The sequence below is a fragment of the Methylobacterium sp. J-078 genome, assembly GCF_022829285.1.
In the GTDB taxonomy this organism is placed as follows: Bacteria; Pseudomonadota; Alphaproteobacteria; order Rhizobiales; family Beijerinckiaceae; genus Methylobacterium.
The window spans coordinates 185,841-204,897 of the sequence record NZ_JAKSYI010000108.1 but is presented as its reverse complement, the minus strand read 5'-3'; the positions used below and the strand labels follow the sequence as shown (position 1 = coordinate 204,897).

General features: G+C 71.5%; 17 protein-coding genes. 8 read left to right on the top strand and 9 right to left on the bottom strand.

Annotation, left to right across the window (positions count from 1 at the left end):
* A partial coding sequence (locus MKK58_RS17240) for a DNA translocase FtsK (protein WP_409565262.1) occupies positions 1 to 2,682 on the bottom strand: 2,682 nt, incomplete at its 3' end.
* Positions 2,683 to 2,984: 302 nt separating this feature from the next.
* On the opposite strand from MKK58_RS17240, the gene MKK58_RS17235 reads away from it, so the two are divergent.
* From MKK58_RS17235 to MKK58_RS17225, 3 genes are all read left to right on the top strand, one after another.
* Complete coding sequence (locus tag MKK58_RS17235) at positions 2,985 to 5,024, top strand: NAD(+) synthase (RefSeq protein ID WP_243913244.1); 2,040 nt, start codon at positions 2,985 to 2,987, stop codon at positions 5,022 to 5,024.
* A gap of 66 nt (positions 5,025 to 5,090) precedes the next feature.
* Complete coding sequence (locus tag MKK58_RS17230; RefSeq protein WP_238281012.1) at positions 5,091 to 5,318, top strand: hypothetical protein; 228 nt, start codon at positions 5,091 to 5,093, stop codon at positions 5,316 to 5,318.
* A gap of 125 nt (positions 5,319 to 5,443) precedes the next feature.
* Positions 5,444 to 5,860, top strand: a complete 417-nt coding sequence (locus MKK58_RS17225) for a PilZ domain-containing protein (RefSeq protein ID WP_243913224.1) — start codon at positions 5,444 to 5,446, stop codon at positions 5,858 to 5,860.
* A gap of 9 nt (positions 5,861 to 5,869) precedes the next feature.
* Here the strand turns inward: MKK58_RS17225 and MKK58_RS17220 are convergent, their stop codons facing one another.
* On the bottom strand, positions 5,870 to 6,313 hold the full coding sequence (locus MKK58_RS17220) for an HIT family protein (RefSeq protein ID WP_243913222.1): 444 nt from the start codon (positions 6,311 to 6,313) through the stop codon (positions 5,870 to 5,872).
* A 292-nt stretch (positions 6,314 to 6,605) separates the two neighbouring features.
* Here MKK58_RS17220 and MKK58_RS17215 point away from each other — a divergent pair, with 292 nt between their 5' ends.
* Positions 6,606 to 7,604, top strand: a complete 999-nt coding sequence (locus tag MKK58_RS17215) for a cation diffusion facilitator family transporter (RefSeq protein WP_243913221.1) — start codon at positions 6,606 to 6,608, stop codon at positions 7,602 to 7,604.
* 3 nt (positions 7,605 to 7,607) lie between these two features.
* Here the strand turns inward: MKK58_RS17215 and MKK58_RS17210 are convergent, their stop codons facing one another.
* The 5 genes from MKK58_RS17210 to MKK58_RS17190 all read right to left on the bottom strand — a co-directional run bounded on the left by MKK58_RS17210 (position 7,608) and on the right by MKK58_RS17190 (position 12,045).
* Positions 7,608 to 8,099, bottom strand: a complete 492-nt coding sequence (locus tag MKK58_RS17210) for a glutathione peroxidase (RefSeq protein ID WP_243913220.1) — start codon at positions 8,097 to 8,099, stop codon at positions 7,608 to 7,610.
* A 65-nt stretch (positions 8,100 to 8,164) separates the two neighbouring features.
* On the bottom strand, positions 8,165 to 9,325 hold the full coding sequence (locus tag MKK58_RS17205) for a M20 aminoacylase family protein (protein WP_243913219.1): 1,161 nt from the start codon (positions 9,323 to 9,325) through the stop codon (positions 8,165 to 8,167).
* Entirely contained in the window at positions 9,322 to 10,737 is a 1,416-nt protein-coding gene (locus tag MKK58_RS17200) for a GNAT family N-acetyltransferase (RefSeq protein WP_243913243.1), read from the bottom strand. Before MKK58_RS17200 ends, MKK58_RS17205 begins: the two co-directional genes overlap by 4 nt.
* A gap of 85 nt (positions 10,738 to 10,822) precedes the next feature.
* Positions 10,823 to 11,575, bottom strand: coding sequence for a glycerophosphodiester phosphodiesterase family protein (locus MKK58_RS17195; RefSeq protein ID WP_243913212.1), 753 nt, complete (start codon positions 11,573 to 11,575; stop codon positions 10,823 to 10,825).
* Positions 11,572 to 12,045, bottom strand: a complete 474-nt coding sequence (locus tag MKK58_RS17190; RefSeq protein WP_243913210.1) for a RidA family protein — start codon at positions 12,043 to 12,045, stop codon at positions 11,572 to 11,574. Before MKK58_RS17190 ends, MKK58_RS17195 begins: the two co-directional genes overlap by 4 nt.
* A 282-nt stretch (positions 12,046 to 12,327) precedes the next feature.
* On the opposite strand from MKK58_RS17190, the gene MKK58_RS17185 reads away from it, so the two are divergent.
* From MKK58_RS17185 to MKK58_RS17170, 4 genes are all read left to right on the top strand, one after another.
* Positions 12,328 to 13,521, top strand: a complete 1,194-nt coding sequence (locus MKK58_RS17185; protein WP_243913209.1) for an aspartate aminotransferase family protein — start codon at positions 12,328 to 12,330, stop codon at positions 13,519 to 13,521.
* A gap of 106 nt (positions 13,522 to 13,627) precedes the next feature.
* Positions 13,628 to 14,581 carry an ornithine carbamoyltransferase gene (gene argF / locus MKK58_RS17180; protein ID WP_243913208.1) on the top strand — a complete coding sequence of 318 codons (954 nt, stop codon included), beginning with the start codon at positions 13,628 to 13,630 and terminating at the stop codon, positions 14,579 to 14,581.
* Positions 14,582 to 14,821: 240 nt separating this feature from the next.
* The gene (locus MKK58_RS17175; protein ID WP_243913207.1) at positions 14,822 to 15,898 is read left to right on the top strand and encodes an Hsp33 family molecular chaperone; all 1,077 of its coding nucleotides are present in this window, start codon (positions 14,822 to 14,824) and stop codon (positions 15,896 to 15,898) included.
* A 173-nt stretch (positions 15,899 to 16,071) separates the two neighbouring features.
* Positions 16,072 to 17,241 carry a hypothetical protein gene (locus MKK58_RS17170; protein WP_243913206.1) on the top strand — a complete coding sequence of 390 codons (1,170 nt, stop codon included), beginning with the start codon at positions 16,072 to 16,074 and terminating at the stop codon, positions 17,239 to 17,241.
* Positions 17,242 to 17,301: 60 nt separating this feature from the next.
* On the opposite strand, the gene speG is transcribed toward MKK58_RS17170, so the two are convergent.
* Both speG and argE read right to left on the bottom strand, forming a co-directional pair.
* Complete coding sequence (speG, locus tag MKK58_RS17165) at positions 17,302 to 17,886, bottom strand: spermidine N1-acetyltransferase (RefSeq protein ID WP_243913205.1); 585 nt, start codon at positions 17,884 to 17,886, stop codon at positions 17,302 to 17,304.
* Positions 17,883 to 19,055 carry an acetylornithine deacetylase gene (argE, locus tag MKK58_RS17160; protein ID WP_243913204.1) on the bottom strand — a complete coding sequence of 391 codons (1,173 nt, stop codon included), beginning with the start codon at positions 19,053 to 19,055 and terminating at the stop codon, positions 17,883 to 17,885. The genes speG and argE overlap by 4 nt, the downstream gene beginning before the upstream one ends.
* Positions 19,056 to 19,057: the final 2 nt, after the last annotated feature.

The window sequence follows — 19,057 nt, the reverse complement described above, 5'->3', positions numbered from 1 at the left end:
CGCGCGCGCCATCTGCGCCAGCCGCTGGATCGCGCCCTCGATGTCCTTGCCCGCCACCATCATCAGGTCGGCCATCTCGTCGACCACGATCACGATGTAGGGCAGCGCCGAGAGGTCCATCTCCTCCGTCTCGTAGACGGCCTGGCCGGTCTCGCGGTTGAAGCCGGTATGGACCTCGCGGGTGATGGTCTCACCCTTGGCCCGGGCCTCCGCCATGCGCGCGTTGTAGCCGTCGATGTTACGCACGGCGATCTTGGACATCTTCTTGTAGCGCTCCTCCATCTCGCGCACGGCCCATTTGAGGGCGATGACCGCCTTCTTCGGGTCGATCACGACGGGGGAGAGCAGGTGCGGGATGCCGTCGTAGACGGAGAGTTCCAGCATCTTGGGGTCGACCATGATCAGGCGGCACTCCTCCGGCTTCATCCGGTAGAGGAGCGACAGGATCATGGTGTTGATGGCCACCGACTTGCCCGAGCCGGTGGTGCCGGCCACCAGCAGGTGGGGCATCTTGGCCAGATCGGCGATGATGGGCTCACCGCCGATGTTCTTGCCCAGACACAGGGCGAGCTTGTGCTTGCTCATCCCGAAGTCGGCCGAGGCGAGGAGCTCGCGCAAATAGACGGTCTCGCGGGTGTCGTTGGGCAGTTCGATGCCGATGACGTTGCGGCCGGGCACGACCGCGACGCGGGCCGAGACCGCCGACATGGAGCGGGCGATGTCGTCCGAGAGCGAGATCACGCGGCTCGACTTGGTGCCGGGCGCCGGCTCCAGCTCGTAGAGCGTCACGACCGGACCCGGGCGCACCGCCAGGATATCGCCGCGCACGCCGAAATCCTGGACCGTCTGCTGGAGGTTGAGGGCGTTCTGCTCGAGCACGTCGGCATCGACCTCCTCCGTGTCGTTCAGGGGCGGCTCGGCCAGGAGTTCGAGGGAGGGATGCTCGTAGTCGGCGTTCTCCACGAACGACATCGGCACGTGCCGGCCGGCCGGGATGAGGAGCGGGCGCTCGGGCAGGATCGCGCGCGGCATGTGGACGGCCGGCAGCGGCCCGGCGGGGGGGGCCTCCGGGGCGGCCTCGACCTCGGGTCCGACGAACTCGGACGCCAAGACTTCGGACGCCAGGACTTCGGACGCCAGGACTTCCGGTGAATCGATCTCGGGTGCCTCGACCTCCGGCGACTCGGCCGGGATCGGTGCGGGGGCCTCCGGCTCGGCGCCCGGGGCGCTCTTGGGGCTGCGCAGCAGCACCGGGCGCGGCGGGATCGTGGTCGGCACGAAGGCCGGCGCGGCGGCGCGGGGGGCCGGGACGAAGGGCGCCACCGGCACGAACGGGCTCGCAACCGACAGGGCAGGGGAGGGGGCCGGAACTGCCGGCAGAACCTCTGCGGTCACGGACGGGGCGGGTGCCGCCGGCCGGCCGGTACGGATCGCCGCGCGGGCCGCCATGGCGTGGAGCGGGGCGGGACGAACCGGCGCCGGGGCGGGGAGCGCGTTGTCCTGGCCCTCGACGGGGCAGGGCGGGCCGAAGGTCTCGAACCGGACCACGTGCTCCAGGCGATAGGCCGCGACCTGGACCGGGGCATGTGCGGAGAGCGGAGCGGGCGCGAACGCGGCGACCGGGGCGACCGGTTCGGGAGACTCGACGGCCTCGATAGCGGGGATCTCGGACATGTCCCCGGCAGGAGCCTCGGGCAGCGGCGCGGCCTCGGCCTGGATCGCCGACCAGGCGTCGAGGGCGGCGCCGTCGCGGCCGTCGAACCAGGCATGGACCTCGGACCAGTCCGGCACGTCCGACCAATCGCGGTCGTCGAGGATCACCGGCTCCGGAACGGGCGCGACTTCGATCACGGCGGCCTCGGTGGCCGAGGTGTCCGCACTGGGCGTTTCCGCGCTCGGAGCCTCCGCGCTGGGGCGGCCCTGGCGGCGATCGGGGCTGCGGAAGAAGCGGACGCCGGGGGGCGCGACGAAGGGCTGGCGCCAGAGGGGCTCGGGCACTTGCGCGGCCTCGGCCTGCGCCGCCTGCGCGGCCTGCGCCTCGGCCTCCGCGCGCAGGGCCTCCTGCTCGGCCTGCAGGCGCAGCGCCTCGGCTTCCGCCTCCGCGTGGGCCTGGGCGCGGGCGGCACGCTCGGCGTCCAGGGCGCGCTGGCGGCGCTCGTGCAGCACGGGGTCGGGGGTGCGGGTGTAGCGCACGGCCGGGCCCAGCTCCGGCACCGGCGCGGCGGGGCCGGCGGAGGGGATCTCCCCCATCTCGGGCATGATCGCGGCGGGGCGGCGCGGGGTCCGGATCAGCACGCGCGGGGCGGGCGTCTCGCCCTCCATCAGGCCCTCGTCGAACCGGGCCGACGGGGCGGCGCGGCGCGGGATCATGTCGAGGGTAGCGCGGTCGTCGAAGATCCCGGCGGGCCAGGCCTGGATCGCGGGCGCGGGCCGGAAGGCGAGGCCGACCTCGTTGCGGCCGACCAGGGCCTGCGGGCTCGTCATCCAGCTCGGGGTCGGGCGGGTGGTGGCCACGGTGTAGTCCGGCCGCTGCGGCGGGCCGGCGAGGCGGCGCGAGAGGGTCGCCCGCAGGTTCATCAACCGGTGCGCGAGGGCGCCGATCGACAGGCCGAGGCGGTCGCCGCCCCGAACGGGACGCGAAGGATCACGATGGGAGTAGGGAAGCCGTCCCGATGCGCGCATGATTGGCCGGATGTACTCAATACGGGTCCGCCGCCGGGAGCGGCGCGGTTCGGCCAAGAGTTAGCGGCATCGTCGTTAACAGACGCTTGCCCCGGCCCATCGGATGCGAGCCATCATGCCGACCCGTGTCCGCGACGCATGCCCGGGAGGCGGCTTGCCTCGGAAGCGGCTTGCGCTGGAACCGGCTTGCCCTGGAGGCGGATGGCGGCAGGGGTTAAGGTGCGGGCCCGACCAGCCCGGAGCCCCGCCCCTTGTCCAGCCCCTCGGCGCTCGAAGCCCCGGCCGCCACACCCTCAGCCTCCATGGCCGACTTCCGCTCCCTCTACCGGCACGGCTTCGCCCGGGTCGCCGCCTGCACCACCCGCAGCCATCCGGCCGACCCCGCCCGCAACGCGCAAGGGATCCTCGCCCTCGCCCGGTCCTGCGACGAGGCCGGCGCGGCCGTGGCGGTGTTTCCGGAACTCTGCGTCTCGGCCTACGCCATCGAGGACCTGTTCCTGCAGGTGACGGTGCTGGACGCGGTGGAGGCGGCCATCGCCCGCCTCGTCGCCGAATCGGAGGGGCTCCGACCCGTCCTCGTCGTCGGCGCGCCCCTGCGCTGGGGCCACCGGCTCTACAACTGCGCGCTCGCCATCCATCGCGGCCGCGTGCTCGGCGTCGTTCCGAAAAGCTTCCTGCCGAACTACCGGGAATTCTACGAGAAGCGCCACTTCGCCTCCGGCGCCGGCATCGCGGGGGAGACCATCCGGATCGGCGGCCTGGACGCGCCGTTCGGCACCGACCTGCTGTTTTCCGCCGAGGACGTGCCCCACCTCGTGCTGGGCATCGAGGTCTGCGAGGACCTCTGGGTCCCCGCCTCCCCCGGCACCGACGCGGCGCTGGCCGGCGCCACGGTGCTCGCCAACCTGTCGGGCAGCCCGATCACGGTGGGCCGGGCGGAGTCCCGCGCGATGCTGACCCGCGCGGCCTCGATGCGCTGCCTCTGCGCCTACGTCTACGCGGCCGCCGGCACGGGGGAATCCACCACCGACCTGTCCTGGGACGGGCAGACCAGCATCGACGAGAACGGGGTGCGCCTCGCGGAAGGCCCGCGCTTCTCCGCCGAGCCCGTGATGACGCTCGCCGACATCGACCTCGGACTGCTGGCGCAGGAGCGCCTCCAGGCCGGCAGCTTCGACGATTCCGGACGCGGACGGGCCCTCACCTACCGGCGCATCCCCTTCCGGCTCGCCCCGCCGGCCGGCGATCTCGGCCTGATGCGCCGCCTGGAACGCTTCCCCTTCGTGCCGGCCGATCCGGGCCGCCTCGCGCAGGACTGCTACGAGGCCTACAACATCCAGGTGGCGGGCCTCGCCCAGCGCCTGGAGGCGACGGGCACGAAGCGGGTGGTCATCGGCGTCTCGGGCGGCCTCGATTCCACCCACGCCCTCATCGTGGTGGCCAAGGCGCTCGACCGCCTCGGCCTGCCGCGCACGAACATCCTGGCCTACACGCTGCCGGGCTTCGCCACCTCGGAGGGCACCAAGGCCAACGCCCACGCGCTGATGGCGGCTTTGGGCACGACCGCCCGCGAGATCGACATCCGCGAGGCCGCCACGGTGATGCTCACCGCCATGGACCACCCGTTCGGGCGCGGCGAGCCGGTCTACGACGTCACCTTCGAGAACGTGCAGGCGGGCCTGCGCACCGACTACCTGTTCCGCCTCGCCAATCAGAACGGCGCCATCGTCATCGGCACCGGGGACCTGTCGGAGCTGGCGCTCGGCTGGTGCACCTACGGCGTCGGCGACCAGATGAGCCATTACGGCGTCAATGCCGGCGTGCCCAAGACCCTGATCCAGCACCTCATCCGCTGGGTCATCGGCACCGGCCAGTTCGCGCCGGAAGTGGGCGCGACCCTGGCGGCGATCCTCGACACCGAGATCTCGCCCGAACTGGTGCCGGTGGCGGCCGGCGCCAAGCCCCAGAGCACGCAAGGGGTGATCGGCCCCTACGCGCTCCAGGACTTCAACCTGTTCTACACCCTCCGCTACGGCTTCCCGCCCTCGAAGATCGCCTTCCTGGCGCTCCACGCCTGGGGGAATGCGGGCGCCGGGGCCTGGCCGCCGGACTTCCCCGAACCCGAGCGCGGCGCCTACGACCTGCCCGAGATCCGGCGCTGGCTCGGCGTGTTCCTCAAGCGCTTCTTCGGCTTCAGCCAGTTCAAGCGCTCGGCCCTGCCCAACGGGCCGAAGGTCTCGGCCGGCGGGGCGCTGTCGCCGCGTGGGGACTGGCGTGCGCCCTCCGACGGCAGCGCCGAGCCCTGGCTGGCGGAACTCGCCCGCAACGTTCCGGAGACCTGATCGACACAGTGCTGTCCGATTGGCACCCTAGGGCGTAGCTTAGGTGGGCGAATCGGAGGTTGACCGATGCAGAATTACAACGTTTTCTGCCTCAGGAGCGTCGAGGGCCTGTGCTGCGCCGTGCCGGAGAGCCGGGCCGTGCCGCCCTTCCTCGGGAACGGGCGCTGGGCCTTCGGCGGCAAGCTCGACGATCCGGCGGACGCGCCGTCCGACTTCGACGACCGGGCCGCCGAGACCGCTGTGCGCTTCAACGGCTTCTACCTGTTCCAGACCATGGACACGCGCTTCCAGTGAGCCCGGCCGGATCGCACCGCTCCGGGTCGCGGATTCTGGCGATCATTCCTTAAGGGGCGCCGTGCCAGGGTCGGCCATCGTTGGGGGCCCCGGAGCCGGAGAACGACCCCTTGCCGGAGAAGGCCATGTCGGAGCATCGCAGGGAAGTTCGCCAGAAGACGTTCCTCAAGGGGCGGATCATCTTCAACAAGGGCGCTTCGTCCATGGACTGCCTGGTGCGGGACCTGTCCGCCTCCGGCGCCCGCCTCGCCCTGACCGAGACCTCGACCCTGCCCGAGGGCTTCGACCTCTACATCCCGCAGAAAGAGAAGACCTACCGCGCCAGCCTGTGCTGGCGCCGGGCCGACGGCATCGGCGTGACCTTCGCGGACGAGGCGATCCCGGCGCCGCAGGCCGTCGCACCGGCGCCCCTGGCGGCCCCGGTGACGGCGCCGGACGACACCGCGTCGATGCTCGCCCTGGTGCGCCGGATCAATGAACTGGAGGCCGAGAACGCCGCCCTGCGGCGGCTGCTCACCAGCCCGCCGGCCAGCGCCGCCTGAACCCGCGCCTCATCCGGCCGCCAACGCCGCCCGGATGCGGTCGGCGTGCTCCGCCAGCACCGCCTTGTCGGCCATGCCGCCGGTGTGACGCTGCAGGGGTACGCCCTCGAAGCGTGGCACGATGTGGACGTGGAGGTGGAACACCGTCTGACCACCCGCCGGCTCGTTGTACTGGAACACCGTCAGGCCCTCGGCCGCGAAGGCCGCCTTCACCGCGCGGGCGACGCGCTGCACGGTGCGCGCAACGGCGGCGAGGGAATCCGGGTCCGCGTCGAGGAGCCCGCGCGCCGGGGCCTTGGGGATCACCAGGGTGTGGCCGTCCCCTTGCGGCATCACATCCATGAAGGCGAGGGTGTCGGCATCCTCGTAGACGCGCTCGGCCGGAATCTCTCCGCGCAGGATCTTCGCGAAGATGTTGTCGGGGTCATAAGCGGGCGGGTGCGTGTCGGTCATGGCGGCCGGCTCCGGGTCTGGCTCGTGCGATCGGCGCGCACGATGCACAGGCCGGTGCGCCGCGTCCACCGCGCGCAGGCCCGCTTGGCCCGATCCCGGCTTCCGCACGAACGGGAGCGCCGAATGATCCGTGTGCGGCGAACCTTCCGGCCGGCCGGCGCGTTGCTTGCGCTTTGCCCCCAGCGGCAACGCTTGCCTGGAGGCGCTCGCCCGGAGACGCGCTTCGCGGTGCAGCGCGCCGGGGCCACGCCACCGGGCGCCCGCCCGCACAGCCTTGAGAGACCCGCCCCGCATGGCCCACGAGAGCACCAGCGCCATCTACACCGCGGCCGGCGCCAACCTTGCCATTGCGGCGGCCAAGTTCGTCGGGGCCTTCCTCACGGGCAGCTCGGCCATGCTGGCGGAGGGCGTCCACTCGGTGGTGGACACCACCAACCAGATCCTGCTGCTGATCGGCATGAAGCGCGCGCAGCGCCCGGCTACGACGACGCATCCCTTCGGCTACGGGCGCGAAATATACTTTTACGCCTTCATCGTCGCGCTGTTCATCTTCCTCGGCGGCGGCGCCTTCGCGATCTACGAGGGCATCCACAAGCTCCAGCACCCGGAGCCTGCGGCGGACGCGACGTTCCTCGGCTACCACCTCTCGGGCTTCTGGGTGAACGTGGCGATCCTGGGCTTCGCGGTGCTGGCCGAGGGCTATTCGTGCTTCGTCGCCCTGAAGGCGTTCTGGGCGGAGAAGGGCAGCCGCCCGCCGCTCGCCGCCATCCGCCGCTCCAAGGATCCGTCCCTGTTCACGGTCCTGGCGGAGGACGTGGCGGCGCTGATGGGCCTCGTGGTGGCGCTCGCGGGCGTGGTCCTCGCCCACATCCTCGACATGCCGTCCCTGGACGGCTGGTCCTCGATCGGCATCGGCCTGATCCTCGTGGGGATGGCGATCTTCCTGATGATCGAGACGCACGGCCTCCTCATCGGCGAGGCGGCCGACCCCGAACTCGTCGCGGCGATCCGGGAGGTGGTGCGCGGGGAGGCGGGTGTCCATCACGTCAACACCGTGCTGACCCAGCATCTCGGCCCCTCCGACATCCTGGTGAACGTCAGCCTCGACATGGACGACACCCTCAGCGCCGGGCAGATCGAGGCCATGGTGGCCCGCATCGAGACCCGGCTGAAGGCGCGCGACCCCGACGTGACGCGGGTGTTCATCGAAGTCCAGTCGCGGGCGAGCGCCACGGCCGATGCCGCACCGGCAAGTTCCGCAGCGGCAAGTCCCGCACCGGCAAGCGCCTGAAGCCTACGGCGCGGGCTCGGAAAGGGCAGCCGCGATCACCGCCTCGAGGGCCTCGGGCTTGGTCGAGGGTGCGTAGCGCGCGATGACCCGGCCGTCGCGGCCGACGAGGAACTTGGTGAAGTTCCATTTGATGGCGCGGCTGCCGAGGAGCCCGGGCTTGGCGCGGGTGAGGTGGGCGAAGACCGGGTCGGCCCCCGGTCCGTTCACCGCGACCTTGGCGAGCACCGGAAAGCCGACCGCGTAGGTCAGGCTGCAGAAGGCGGCGATCTCTGCGGCGTCCCCCGGTTCCTGGGCGCCGAACTGGTTGCAGGGGAAACCGAGCACCACGAGGCCCGCCGATCGGTACTTCCGCGCCAGGGCCTCCAGCCCGGCATATTGCGGGGTGAACCCGCATTTCGAGGCGGTGTTGACGATCAGGATCACCGATCCCCGGTGCTGGGCCAGCGGATAGGGAGTGCCGTCGGCGGCCCTCGGGGTCAGTTCGTAGATGTCCATCGGCGGATCCCTGGCGGCCCTCGCGGCACGCGGTTGCGTGGCGGCGGGCCGCCGTCCGGGCCGCCTCAGGCGGCGGTGCGCCGCTCGACGAGGCGGGCGAGGAAGGCCGAGCCGAGGGGAATGATGCTGTCGTCGAAGTCGAAGCTCGCATTGTGCAGGCCGGGGCCCGGCGTCGAGCCGATCCACGCATAGGCGCCGGGCACCCGCGCGACCATGTCGGCGAAATCCTCGCTGCCCATGCGGGGCTTCGACTGGTCGTCGACGCCCTCGGGACCGAACAGCTCGCGGGCGATCTCGGCCGCCGCCGCCGCATGCTCCGGGCTGTTCATCAGCACGGAGAACACGTCGCGGATGTCGACGTCGATGGTGGCGCCGTAGGCCGCGGCGATGCCCGCGGATATCTCGCGGATGCGGGTGGTGACGAGGGTGCGCAGGTCCGCATCGAAGGTCCGCACCGTGCCGGTGATGTGGGCGCCCTCCGGAATGACGTTGTAGGCCGCGCCCGCGTGGAACTGCGTGATGGAGAGCACCGCGCTCTTGAGCGGGTCGGCGTTGCGCGAGACGATCGACTGCAGGGCCTGGACCAGGGTGGAGCCGACCACGATCGGGTCGATGCCCTGCTGCGGCTGGGCCGCGTGGGCGCCGCGCCCGGCGATGCGGATGTCGAAGAAGTCGGCGGCCGCCATGGCCGGGCCGGGGCGCAGCTTGATCTTGCCGTGCGGGCCGTTGGGCTGGTTGTGGATCGCGTAGATCTCGTCGCAGGGAAACGTCTCGAACAGCCCGTCCGCGATCATCGCGCGGGCGCCGCCCTGGCCTTCCTCGGCCGGCTGGAACACGAACAGGGCGGTGCCGTCGAAGTCGCGGGTCTCGGCGAGGTAGCGCGCCGCGCCCAGCAGCATCGTGGTGTGCCCGTCATGCCCGCAGGCGTGCATCTTGCCCGGCACCGTCGAGCGGTAGGGCAGGTTGGTCTCCTCCTCGATCGGCAGCGCGTCCATGTCGGCGCGCAGGGCGATCCGCCGGCCGGACCCGGTGCGCCCTTCCAGCACGCCCACAACCCCGGTGCCGCCGATGCCGCGATGCACGGCGATGCCGTAGCGCGTCAGTTCCTCGGCCACGATGCCGGAGGTACGGACCTCCTCGAAGCCGAGCTCGGGGTGGGCGTGGAAATCACGGCGGATCGCCACGAGGTCGTCGGCGAAGCTCTTGATGCGGTCGATGGGGCTCACGGATCGTCCTTGGGCTCTCGCGCCTCGTTGGAGGCGGGCGGCGCTTCGTCGGCGGGCGGCGCTTCGTCGGCGGGCGGTGGTCGATCGGAAGCATTGGCCTCCGGCGCGGGCCCAGGCAAGTCGGATACCGCCCGGCCCGAAGGTCCGTCGCAAGATCCGTCCGAGGATTCCCGCCGGAACGGCGTCAGCGTGTCCAGAACCTCGGCGGCCTCCAGCACGTGTTCGCGCTCGCGCCTCAAGTAATCGGCCACCGCCCGCCGCAGGGCCGGGTCGGCGATGTCGTGGGCCGAGTGCATGAGGACCGGGCGGTAGCCCCGAGCGAGCTTGTGCTCACCTTGGGCCCCGGCCTCCACGCGCTTCAGCCCCCGCGCGATGGCGAAATCGATGGCCTGATAGTAGCAGACCTCGAAATGCAGGAAGGGATGGTCCTCGACGCAGCCCCAGTTGCGGCCGTAGAGAGCCACATCCCCAATGAAGTTGATGGCACCGGCGATGAAGCGGCCCTCGCGCCGGGCCATCACCAGGAGCACTCGCTCGGGCATGCGCTCGCCGATGAGCCCGAAGAACTTGCGGTTCAGGTAGGGCCGGCCCCACTTGCGCGCGCCGGTATCGGCGTAGAATTCGTAGAACGCGTCCCAGTGGGCGGGGGTCAGGTCGGCGCCGGTGACGTGCTCGATGGTGATGCCGGGTGCGAGGGCGTCGCGGCGTTCGCGCCGGATCGCCTTGCGCTTGCGGGAGGCCAGCACCGCGAGGAAATCCTCGAAGCTGGCATAGCCGGCATTGTCCCAGTGGAACTGCTGGTCGACGCGCTGGAGGAAGCCCAGAGCCCCGGCCTGGTCCCACTCGCGCTCCTGCATGAAGGTGACGTGGATCGAGGAGGCCTTGGTCTCGGTGCGCAACGCCCGCAGGCCGGCGACGATCGCGGAGGCCGCCTCGTTCACGTCCTGTCCCGGCGCGATGAGGAAGCGCGGGCCGGTGACGGGGGTGAAGGGGACGCTGACCTGGAGCTTCGGGTAGTAGCTGCCTCCCGCGCGCTCGTAGGCGTCCGCCCAGCCGTGATCGAAGACGTACTCGCCCTGGCTGTGGGACTTCAGGTAGCAGGGCGCCACCCCGACGAGGCGGCCCTCGCGCTCCACCGCCACATGCAGGGGGAGCCAGCCGACTTTTCGTGAGACGCAGCCCGAATCCTCCAATGAGGACAGGAAGGCGTGCGAGACGAAGGGGTTGTGGGTCTCGTCACCCCCCGAGAGGGTCTCGGCCGAGGTGGCGCAGGCATCCCACTCCGCCGCCGGGATCCCGGCGAGCCCCGGCACCGCCCGCACCTGAAGCTCCGTCACGGTCTCGGCCGGAGCGCCGGGCTCTTCGCCGGACCCGGAACGCTCGCCGGACCGATGTGTCTCGCCGGGGTTCATCATCGCCGGGCAATCTAGTCCCCGGGACCCGGCGGGCCAAGGGCGGGCCGGGGCCCCTCGCCGTCGCAGGGGGCGCCCCGGATCCTCAGGGGCGGAATCCCTCGAACACCATCTGGTCGGCATGGGCCTCGGCGTGGCGGCGCTGGTCCGGGTTGCGCACCGTCCAGGTCATCACGGGCCGTTGTCCCAGGAGCCGGCACAGGAATGCGGGCCCGCAGGGCAGGTCGTCCACCCGCCAGGACAGGAAATCCGGCCGGGTCTCGTCGAAATGCAGGAGGTCGGAGAGCGCGCGCCGCAGGCTCGGCGCCAGCGTCGCGTAGGCGGGATCCTCCTGTCGGGTCTCGGCGACGATGCCGCGCGGAAGCTCCGGCGCCAGGGTCCGCAGGGCCGCGACGACGTGCGGATCGAAGGATTTGAGCGCCACCGGGCCGTCATAGGCGGTCGCCAGGGTGGCGACGCGCTCGGCGAGCCGCAGGTCGCCGGTGTAGCGCGACTTCACCTCGATCACGAGGGGCGCGCGCCCGCCGATCCGGGCGAGGAAATCCGGCAGGGTCGGGATGCGCTCGGCGCTCCCCGCCACCGCCAGCGCCGCGAGGGCGGCGGCGGGGCGCGCGCCGACCGCGTCCTGGGCCGTGGTCAGGCGGCCCAGGGTCTCGTCGTGGAACACCATCGCCTCGCCGTCGGCGCTGAGCTGCACGTCGCACTCGATGGCATAGCCGCCGGCCATCGCCGCCTCGGCGGCGGCAGCCGTGTTCTCGGGCACGCCGGCCGGCCGGTCGTGCAGGCCGCGATGGGCGATGGGCCGGGCGGTGAGCCAGTCGGGGGCGTTCGGGGTCATTTGACCTCGAACATCGCCTCGACCTCGACGGCCGCGTCGAGGGGCAGTTCGGCGACGCCGACGGTGGAGCGGGCATGGCGGCCCCGGTCGCCCAGGATCTCCACCATGAGGTCCGAGGCGCCGTTCATGATGCCGGCCAGCCCCGCGAAGGTCGGGACCGCGTTGATGAAGCCGCCGAGGCGGATGCACTGCACGACACCGCGCTCGAGGTCGCCCACCGCCGCCTGCACCTGGGCCAGCACGTTGAGGGCGCAGAGCCGGGCCGCGGCGATGCCGTCCTCCGCCGAGACCTCGGCCCCGAGCTTGCCGATGTGGGCGGCGGCGATCTTGCCGTCGGCGCCGAAGCAGATCTGGCCCGAGATCACCACGAGGTTGCCGCTGCGCACGAACGGCACGTAGTTCGCGACGGGGGCGGCCGCCTTCGGCAGGGTCAGGCCGAGGGCCTCCAGGCGTTCCGTGACGGTGCTCATGCTGCGTCGTTCCTCTCGTGGGCGGCCGGCGTCGGCGTGTCCGGCCTGACGCGGCTCTGAGCACTTCCGGGCGCAGGGTGCAAGGCAGGATGCAGAGCGGACCGCGTGCCGCGCACGACAGCCTAATTGGCAGGCATGTCAGGGATGTGAACCCGGTCTGTCGTTGACAGAATTGGACATTTCTCTAGTAATCGCGCGCGTGCCGCCCCATCCGAGGCGGCACTTTCATTTGGTGCGGTCGCGCTGCCGAAGCGCCGCCGCGAGACACGGGAAGACGGGATCGTGACATCCGCCCTTCTGCCGACCTATGCCCGGGCTCCCATCGCCTTCGAACGCGGCGAGGGCGCATGGCTCGAGGCACGCGGGGGCGAGCGATACCTCGACTTCGGCGCCGGCATCGCGGTGAACGCGCTCGGCCACGCCCATCCGCACCTCGTGGAGGCCCTGACCGAGCAGGCGGGCAAGCTCTGGCACACCTCGAACCTGTTCGAGATCCCGGAGGGCGAGCGGCTCGGCCGGCGCCTCGTGGACGCGACCTTCGCGGACGTGGCCTTCTTCGCCAATTCGGGTGCCGAGGCCAACGAGGCCGCCATCAAGATGGCGCGCAAGTACCACGCCGCCGGCGGCCACCCGGAGCGCTTCCGGATCATCACCTTTGAGGGCGCCTTCCACGGCCGGACCCTGGCCACCATCGCGGCCGGGGGTCAGCAGAAGTACATCGAGGGCTTCGGCCCGAAGGTCGACGGTTTCGATCAGGTGCCCTTCGGCGACCACGACGCCCTGCGGGCGGCCATCGGCCCGGAGACGGCCGCGATCCTGATCGAGCCGATCCAGGGGGAGGGCGGCGTGCGCCCGGTGCCGCCGCAATGCCTGCGCGGCCTGCGCGCGCTCTGCGACGAACACGGCATCCTGCTGATCATGGACGAGGTCCAGACCGGGGTCGGGCGCACGGGCAAGCTCTTCGCGCACGAGTGGTCGGGGGCGGCCCCCGACATCATGAGCGCGGCCAAGGGCATCGGGGGCGGCTTCCCGCTGGGCGTCTGCCTCGCCACGGCGAACGCCGCGCGCGGCATGACCGCGGGCAGCCACGGCACCACCTTCGGCGGCAACCCGCTCGCCATGGCGGTGGGCAACGCGGTCCTCGACGTGGTGCTGGCCGAGGGCTTCCTCGACCATGTCCAGCGCATGGGCCTCATCCTGAAGCAGCGCCTGGCCGCCCTGCAGGACCGGCACCCGACCGTCATCGCCGACATCCGCGGCGAGGGCCTGATGCTCGGCCTCAAGCTCCACGTGCTCAACACCGAGTTCGCGGCCGCCGCCCGCGACGCGCACCTGCTGGTGATCCCGGCGGGCGACAACGTGGTGCGCCTGCTGCCGCCGCTGATCATCACGGAGGCCGACGTGGCCGAGGCGGTCACCCGCCTCGACACGGCGGCGGGGCGCCTCGGAACGCGCCTGCGCGGCGCCGCCGAGTAGCCGGACCGCCGCCCGCCCTCCCGGCCGCGACGCCGGACCTGCCCGGACCGGGCCAGCCTCGACCGGAACCGCCCGAACCGGGACCACGCACACGAAGAACGGACCGATGACCACGACACTGAACGGGACCGGCCACGGAACCCGCCACTTCCTCGACCTCAAGGATTTCTCGGCCGAGCAGCTGCGCACGGTTCTGAACGCCGCCGCCCGCATCAAGGCGCGCCGCCGCAAGGGCGAACTGGCCGAGGACCGTCCCCTCATCGGCAAGACTCTGGCGATGGTGTTCGACCGGCCCTCGACCCGCACCCGCGTGTCGTTCGACGTCGGCATGCGCGAACTCGGCGGCGAGACCCTGATGCTGACGGGCAGCGAGATGCAGCTCGGCCGCGGCGAGACCGTGGGCGACACCGCCCGGGTGCTCTCGCGCTACGTCGACGCGATCATGATCCGCATCCTCGACCACGGCCTGATGCTGGAACTGGCCGAGTACGCCACCGTGCCGGTGATCAACGCCCTGACCAAGGTCTCGCACCCCTGCCAAATCATGGCCGACCTCCTGACCTTCGAGGAGCATCGCGGGCCGATCCGGGGCCGCACCGTGGCCTGGTCGGGGGACGCCAACAACGTGCTCGCCTCCTGGGTGCACGCCGCCGCGCGCTTCGACTTCACCCTCAACATCGCCGCCCCCCCGGAACTGTCGACGCCCCAGCCGCTCCTCGACTGGGCGAAGGCACAGGGCGCCGCCGTCAACGTCACCACCGACGCCTACGAGGCCGTGGACGGGGCGGACGCGGTGGTCACCGATTGCTGGGTCTCCATGGGTGACGAGGACGACCAGCACCGCCACAACATCCTGGCGCCCTACCGGGTCGATGCCAAGCTGATGGCGGCTGCGGCCAAGGACGCGATCTTCATGCACTGCCTGCCGGCCCATCGCGGCGAGGAAGTCACCGCCGAGGTGATCGACGGGCCGCAATCGGTGATCTTCGACGAGGCCGAGAACCGCCTGCACGCCCAGAAGGGCATCCTCGCCTGGTGCCTGCGGGCCCACGGCCTCTGAGGACAGCGGACGGCATCTGCCAAGCGCCGCGGCCCGACCCTGTCGCGCCGCCGCGCCCGGATGCCTATATAGGGCTTAATCCCTGCCCGAGGGTTGGGCGCGGCCGCGCGACGAGCGCGGCCGTTCCGACCGGTGCGCCGCCGATTTCCCTCGGCGATCCCCTGACCATGATCCCGACCCCGAGGGGTCGCGTGGTCCGTGGCCCGGCCCTCGCGTTCGTCGAGCCCGATCGGAGCTGCCATGACTTCTGGAACGCCTGCTGGAACGACCGCCGGACCCGTCGCCCCCCTCCTCATCGAGGGCGACGACGACGTCGTGCTGCCCTTCGCCGTCGAGGCGCTGGACGTGCGCGGCCGCGTGGTCCGTCTCGGCCCCGCCGTCGACATCATCCTGCGACGCCACGGTTATCCCGACGCGGTGGCGCGCCTCCTCGGCGAGGCGGCGGCCCTCACCGTGCTCCTCGGCTCGTCCCTGAAGTTCGAAGGCCGCTTCCAGCTCCAGACCAAGACCGACGGCCCCGTCGCGATGATCGTCGTCGATTTCGAGGCGCCCGATCGCCTGCGCGCCACCGCGCGCTTCGACACCGCCCGGGTGGAGGCCCTCGGCGCCGGCCCGCTGCAGGACGGAGACCTGATCGGGCAGGGGCACCTGGCCATGACCATCGACCAGGGCCCGACCAGCAGCCGGTACCAGGGCGTCGTCGCCCTGGAGGGCCAGAGCCTGGAGGAGGCGGCGCACCAGTATTTCCGCCAGTCGGAGCAGATCCCGACCCAGGTCCGCCTCGCGGTGGCCGAGCAATATGCCGGCGGCGCCCGGACCTACCGGGCCGGCGGCCTGCTGGTGCAGTTCCTGCCCCAATCCATCGACCGCGCGCGCCTGGCCGACCTGCCGCCCGGCGACATCCCCGAGGGCCACGTCCACCTCGACGCGCATGGGATGCCCGAGGACGATGCCTGGGTCGAGGCGCGCAGCCTCGTCTCCACCATCGAGGACCATGAGCTCGTCGACCCCGAGGTCTCGGCCGAGCGCCTGCTCTACCGCCTGTTCCACGAGCGCGGCGTGCGGGTGTTCGAGGGGCAGGGGGTGCGCGAGCAGTGCCGCTGCTCGCCCGAGCGGGTGATGGGCATGATCACCTCGTTCTCGCCCCAGGAGCGCCGGGACATGATCGCCGATGACGGCCGGATCGGCATCACCTGCGAGTTCTGCTCGCGGCGCTACGACCTCGATCCGGCGGCGGTGGAAGCGGAGGTTGCAGCGCAGGGCATGTCCTCGCCTGACGTTGCCGCTCCGGACGTCGCCAGCCGATCGAACGGTTGAATTCGGGCCCGGACGACAAGAACTGTCATCTCAGAACCAAGCTTGGCCTTAGTATGTTGCAGTACAGCGTAGATGGCTTCGCTCGACTTCAAAGTTTTCGATTGAACCGTTTCTGAGGGTTCGACGTTTCGAGTTTCTCAAATGTGCTCAACAAGAGTCCTGGAGGAACGTCGATGAAAACTTTCGTGGTCGGTTTGACGGCTCTGCTGATGACGACGTCGGCCTATGCGCAGGGCGCCAGCCAGGCGGGTGGCGCCGGTGGCGAGGCTGGTGCGCGCGGCGGGGCCGCCGCGCGGAACCAGGGTGGCGGCGAGGGGGCCTCAGGCGCCCGCGGCGAGATGGGCGGCCGGGCCGAGGCCGGCGGACGCCGCGAGGGCGGCCGCATGGAGACCGGCGGCCGTGGCGACACGGCGGCCCGGGATTCTCAGGGCCGGGATTCTCAGGACAAGGCGTCTCGGGACAAGGACTCGCAGGGCCGCAGCGCGCAGCGCGGTGACCGGGATGGCGCGCGCGGCGACCGTTCCGATGACCGGGCGACGCGCACGTCCTCCCGCGAGGACCGCGTCGGCGGCCGCGAGCAGCGCGACCGTGTCTCCGTCCAGTCGCGGAGCGAGACGCGCAGCGAGCGCTTCGAGGGCGGGCGCCGCTCGGGCCGCTTCGTGTTCATCGGTGGCCAGCGCGTGGTCTACGGCTCACCGGAATATCGCCGCCTCGTCACCGTCGAGCATCGCGGCGGCGACCGCGTCGTCGAGCGCTCGCGTCGGCGCTACGTCACCATCCGGGGCCAGCGCGTCCTCTACGGCTCGCCCCAGTACCGGCGCCTCGTCAGCGTCGAGGAGACGACGACCCGCCGTCCCGGCACCCGCTACGTCGTCGTACGCGGGCAGCGCGTGCTCTACGGCTCGCCCGAGTACCGCCGCCTGACGGTGACCGAGCGCCGCGGCGTCACCGTCGGCGCCCGCTTCGAGGAGCGCGGCTTCCGCGGCAAGGCCGTCTCGTCCCGCACCGACGAGCGGCGCGACACGCGAAACGTCCGCTCGACCCAGAGCGAGTCGCGCGACGGCATCCGCAATGCCGATACCCGCCAGCAGGGCGGCCGCAACGGCGCCTCGGCCGAGCGCGGCATGAACCGCGACCGTGGGACCGAGGGCTCGGGCATCCGCAACGCGGCCGACCGCTCGGGCGGCGCCGAGCGCGGCACCATGAACACCGGCAACCGGAGCGGGGGCGCCGAGCGCGGCATGAATTCCGGCGCGCAGGGCGGCAAGTCCGGCGGCGGCATGGGTAATGGCGGCGGTGCCGGCGAGCGTACAGGCGGGCAGGGCGGCGCGGGCCGCAACTGATCGCAAGGCAAAATCGAATGACCTGAAATGGCGCCGGACCTCTACGCGGAGGCCCGGCGCTCAGGCCTTCAGCACCGGATCGGCGATGTCGCCGCCGCCCCGGCGGGCGAGATAGGCCGGCTGGAACAGGCACATCCGCACCGCGTCGCGGTACTTGCCGTTGACGAAGAACTCGTCCTTCAGGATGCCCTCGGGCTCGAATCCGCAGCGCTCGTAGATCCGCACCGCGCGGGCATTGTCCTTGTCCACGTGCAGGTAGAGCTTGTGGATGTTGAGGACGCTGAAGGCGTAGTCCATGGCGATGCGGGTGGCGCGTGGGGCGTAGCCCTGGCCCTGGAAGGCCGGGTGGATCGCGATCTGGAATTCGCAGCGCCGGTGCAGATGGTTGATCTCCACGAGCTCGACGAGGCCGGCGGGCGCGCCTTCCGAATTGGCGATGATGAAGCGCCGCTCCGTCTGGTTGTGGATGTTGCGCTCGTAGAGTTGCGCCAGTTCGGCGAAGGACTCGTAGGCCTCCTCGAACCAGTAGCGCATGATGCTGTCGTTGTTGTTGAGCTGATGCACGAACATCAGATCCTCGCGCTCCAGCGGGCGCAGCTTCACCGGCCCGTCCGCCGCGATGGTCCGGGGAACGAAGGCCGTCATGGTGCCACGCATTCGGTGATGAGCCGGTCCATGAAGGCCTCGCCGGCGCGCAAAGCCGCCAGGGTGATGTACTCGTCCGGCTGGTGCGCCTGGTCGATGGAGCCCGGGCCGCAGACCACGGTGGGGATGCCGGCGACCTGGAAGCGCCCCGCCTCCGTGGCGTAGGGCACCGAGATCGTGTGGTTGCGCTCCGCCACCCGGAGCGCCAGCCGCTCGGCCGCCGAGCCCGGCTCGGGGGCGAGGCCCGGCACCGAGACCTCCTCCAGGGTCTCGATTCGCCCGTAATCGCCGTAGCGGTTGAGCCGGTCGCGCAGCACGCTGCGCACCTTGGCCTCGAACAGGGCGGGGATCTCGCCCATGTCGAGGTCGGGCAGGCCGCGGAACTCCCAGTGGAAGGTGCAGACCTTGGGCAGGATGTTGCGGGCCGTGCCGCCCGCGATGGTGCCGACATGCACGGTGGTGGCGGGCGGGTCGAAGCGCCCCGAGGCGTCGCCGCGCGCGATCATCGCGTCGGCGATCCGGTTCAGCTCCGAGACGAGGTCGGCCGCCGCCATCACGGCGTTGGCGCCGAGCATCGGCTTGGCTGAATGCGCCTCGTGGCCGTGCACGGTGGTGAGGTAGGTGACGATGCTCTTGTGCGCGTCGGCCACTTCGAGGTCGGTGGGCTCGCCGACGATCACCGCGCCCGGGCGCGGCAGGTCGGCGCCGAAGCGCGCGATGGTGTCGGCGACGCCGAGGCAGGTCGTCTCCTCGTCGTAGGACAGGAGGATGTGGATCGGGCGCTTGAGGTCGGCGGCCAGGAAGCGCGGGATCGCCGCGAGCGCCAGGGCGCAGAAGCCCTTCATGTCGACGGCCCCGCGCCCGTAGGCGCGCCCGTCCGCCACCCGCAGGGTGAAGGGGTCGGCGCTCCAGGCCTGGCCCGTCACCGGCACCACGTCGGTATGGCCCGAGAGCACGACACCGCCGTCGACGTTCGGCCCGATGGTGGCAAACAGGGCCGCCTTGTCGCCGGTGGCGTTGGGCACGCGGATGAAGGGCACGCCGAGATCGTCGAGGGAGGCCGCCACGCTGTCGATGAGCGCGAGGTTCGATTTCGAACTCTCGGTGTCGAAGGCCACGAGCCGCGCCAGCCAGTCGAGGGTCTCCGGACGCGGGCCTTCGGTGGACATGG

Coding starts and splice junctions, on each gene's coding strand:
- MKK58_RS17235 (WP_243913244.1), top strand. CDS start 2,985: ATGGCCGACTTCCGCTCCCTCTACCGGCACGGCTTCGCCCGGGTCGCC.
- MKK58_RS17230 (WP_238281012.1), top strand. CDS start 5,091: ATGCAGAATTACAACGTTTTCTGCCTCAGGAGCGTCGAGGGCCTGTGC.
- MKK58_RS17225 (WP_243913224.1), top strand. CDS start 5,444: ATGTCGGAGCATCGCAGGGAAGTTCGCCAGAAGACGTTCCTCAAGGGG.
- MKK58_RS17220 (WP_243913222.1), bottom strand. CDS start 6,313: ATGACCGACACGCACCCGCCCGCTTATGACCCCGACAACATCTTCGCG.
- MKK58_RS17215 (WP_243913221.1), top strand. CDS start 6,606: ATGGCCCACGAGAGCACCAGCGCCATCTACACCGCGGCCGGCGCCAAC.
- MKK58_RS17210 (WP_243913220.1), bottom strand. CDS start 8,099: ATGGACATCTACGAACTGACCCCGAGGGCCGCCGACGGCACTCCCTAT.
- MKK58_RS17200 (WP_243913243.1), bottom strand. CDS start 10,737: ATGAACCCCGGCGAGACACATCGGTCCGGCGAGCGTTCCGGGTCCGGC.
- MKK58_RS17195 (WP_243913212.1), bottom strand. CDS start 11,575: ATGACCCCGAACGCCCCCGACTGGCTCACCGCCCGGCCCATCGCCCAT.
- MKK58_RS17190 (WP_243913210.1), bottom strand. CDS start 12,045: ATGAGCACCGTCACGGAACGCCTGGAGGCCCTCGGCCTGACCCTGCCG.
- argF (WP_243913208.1), top strand. CDS start 13,628: ATGACCACGACACTGAACGGGACCGGCCACGGAACCCGCCACTTCCTC.
- MKK58_RS17175 (WP_243913207.1), top strand. CDS start 14,822: ATGACTTCTGGAACGCCTGCTGGAACGACCGCCGGACCCGTCGCCCCC.
- MKK58_RS17170 (WP_243913206.1), top strand. CDS start 16,072: ATGAAAACTTTCGTGGTCGGTTTGACGGCTCTGCTGATGACGACGTCG.
- speG (WP_243913205.1), bottom strand. CDS start 17,886: ATGACGGCCTTCGTTCCCCGGACCATCGCGGCGGACGGGCCGGTGAAG.
- argE (WP_243913204.1), bottom strand. CDS start 19,055: ATGTCCACCGAAGGCCCGCGTCCGGAGACCCTCGACTGGCTGGCGCGG.